Raw genomic sequence first — 1,780 nt, forward strand, 5'->3', positions numbered from 1 at the left:
TCTTATGGGAGCTGTTTCTCAGAAGTAGGTGTGCACCGTGCCGACGACGCGGTATTCCGAGTCGACCTCGGGAATCAGTGACCACTTGTCGAAAGTGGTGCACGGATGCGAGATTCCGCAACCGAGCAGATCGCCGACGGTCACGTCGAAGTCAGCCGGAACGTCGACGTACGCGTGCTGGTCGTTGAGCGCGGTGATGGTCAGTTCTCGCGCCGAGCGGTTGGATCCGTCGCGTCGGTGCCACAGGACGATGGGAAAGCCTGCGTCGGAACCGACATCGCGACGCCCGAAACCCAGGATCGCGCGGCCGGGTTCCGGAATCGACAGCACGACACCCCAGACTTCTGCGGCTCCCTGCAGAGTTCGCGGACCGTCCGCCCACGGCGAAGTCTCGGCATAGAGACCGTGATCATGGGTGATGTAACAACCACTGCGCAGTACGACGCGTACGCCGTTGTCGAGTGCCCACCGCCCGGCCAGTTCGCGCACCACTAGATCGTGAAATGCACTGCCGCCGAAAGTGACCAGCGGCCGGGGAGCCTTCGCGGAGTTGTTCTCGAACAGGTTCTCGGCCACACAGATTTCCGTGAACACCCGCGCGGATTTGAGATACGAATCGACGGAGATACGGCGGGCGGCTACCGAGGCTCCTGGCATCATGCCCTCGAACCCCTCGACTCCGGTGAGAATCAACGAAGGAGCCTGCGACGCTGCGCGTGCAACATCGAGTGCCTGCTCGACCGTGCGAGCGCCGGCGCGCCCGCTGTCGTAGCCCAACTCGACGAGAACCCGGATACGGCTGGCCGGTGAGACTTTCGCGATCAACTGTTCCATCAACCGGACGCTCTCGACGGAGTCGACGAGGGTGGTGACGAAGAAATCGGGATCGGTGGCCTGGGCGTCGCAGATCCACCGAATGCCGGCGGGATCGAGAACCTGGCTGGCGATGATGATGGTGTCCACACCGAACTCACGCAGGATGCGTGCCTGCGCAACGGTTGCCGCCGTCATAGCCCATGCCCCGGCGTCGAGTTGCCGACGAACCAGTTCGGGGCTCATCGTGGTCTTCGCGTGGGGCGCCAGGTCCACATCGTGATCGGAGCAGAACTGCGCCATGAGGTCGATGTTGTGCGCGATCGCTGCACGGTTGAGTGTCATCACCGGCAGCAGGAGGTTGCCGTCGAGTGCCGAGATCCCCAGCGGCTCGAGGTCTGAACCGTCGCGACCTTCGAGGTCGGTGCCGAAGGCCTTGTGCTGCCAACCGATCGGGGGGTTCGCGAAATCCGTCATGGCATCGATTGTGCCGTTGATTGCAGACGATGTGTTCATGTGTGGTGACTTTCTGTCAGAACTATGCAGGTCAGAACGTGATTCGGCTACGAGCGGCGTACCGGGCGACCGGGCAGCGCGTCCTCGACCACGACACCGCCTTCGACGACGGGTACTCCGCCGACCAGCACGCGGCTGATTCCGCTGGAGGGACGGGTGCCGTCGATGTAGGTGGCGTTGTCGGTGATCCGCTCGGGATCGAAAACGAGGATGTCGGCGTCGCTACCGGGGCTGATCCGGCCTTTCGTCGCCATCGAGGGAACCGACTCCTCGAGGATCTGCGCGGGGATCAACGAGCAGCGCGCGATGATCTCCGACAACGACAGCAGTTGACGCTCGCGATACAGCGTACGAATCGCGCGTGCGTAGGTGCCGGCGCCGCGGGGATGACCGAGTGCTTTTTCGGGCAATGGCCACTGCAAAGCATCGGCGGGTGTACGGCCGGGCCAGG

2 protein-coding genes are annotated in these 1,780 nt (G+C 63.4%); both read right to left on the reverse strand.

What is annotated here, in order from left to right; genetic code table 11:
• Positions 1–18: 18 nt before the first annotated feature.
• Positions 19–1,290: an alanine racemase gene (locus tag ABT116_RS44190; protein WP_351646499.1), complete on the reverse strand. Its 1,272-nt coding sequence runs from the start codon at positions 1,288–1,290 to the stop codon at positions 19–21.
• A gap of 86 nt (positions 1,291–1,376) precedes the next feature.
• Positions 1,377–1,780 (reverse strand): amidohydrolase family protein (locus ABT116_RS44195; RefSeq protein ID WP_351646501.1); only part of this gene is annotated, 404 nt, incomplete at its 5' end.

The organism is Streptomyces sp. NPDC002130 (genome assembly GCF_040296465.1).
Taxonomy (GTDB): domain Bacteria; phylum Actinomycetota; class Actinomycetes; order Streptomycetales; family Streptomycetaceae; genus Streptomyces.